Below are 533 nucleotides of genomic sequence, written 5' to 3'. Positions count from 1 at the left end.
CGGTTAACATGTTTACCTCAGTGGCCGTAAGTTCTAGGTTTGGTGTAGTAGTCGATAAGCGGAACGCACATGTTGGCTAATAGAACCGCAAAGGCGACCCCATCAGGGAATCCGCCCCAACTACGAATAATAAAGACAAGAGCACCGATTAGCGCACCAAAAATAAGGCGGCCTTTTACTGTGGTAGATGCCGATACTGGATCTGTCGCAATAAAGAACGCACCTAGCATGGTTGCGCCTGACAGCAGATGGAAGATTGGCGAAGCCGTCTCTCCCGGCGTGATAACGCTGAAAATAAGGCTAAACAGAGTCAAACTTGCGAGGAAGCCTGCTGGAATGTACCACTGAATGATGCGTTTTTTGATCATCACTAAGCCGCCAATCAGGTAGGCTATGTTCACCCACTGCCAGCCGATGCCAGCCAAGCCACCAAAGATCGGTTGTGAAAGCACTTCACTAGGGGTTGCTCCCGTGTGAATACCTGTTTTAAAGGCATCCAGTGGAGTTGCCATTGTTACACCATCAACACCAGC

1 protein-coding gene is annotated in these 533 nt (G+C 49.5%); it reads right to left on the bottom strand.

Annotation, left to right across the window (positions count from 1 at the left end):
* Positions 1-17 precede the first annotated feature (17 nt).
* Positions 18-533: RnfABCDGE type electron transport complex subunit D (locus tag R7044_RS27715; RefSeq protein ID WP_225456298.1), on the bottom strand; the 516-nt coding region annotated here is incomplete at its 5' end.

The organism is Vibrio sp. 1402 (assembly GCF_033340275.1).
This window is presented reverse-complemented; position numbering and strand designations above follow the sequence as displayed.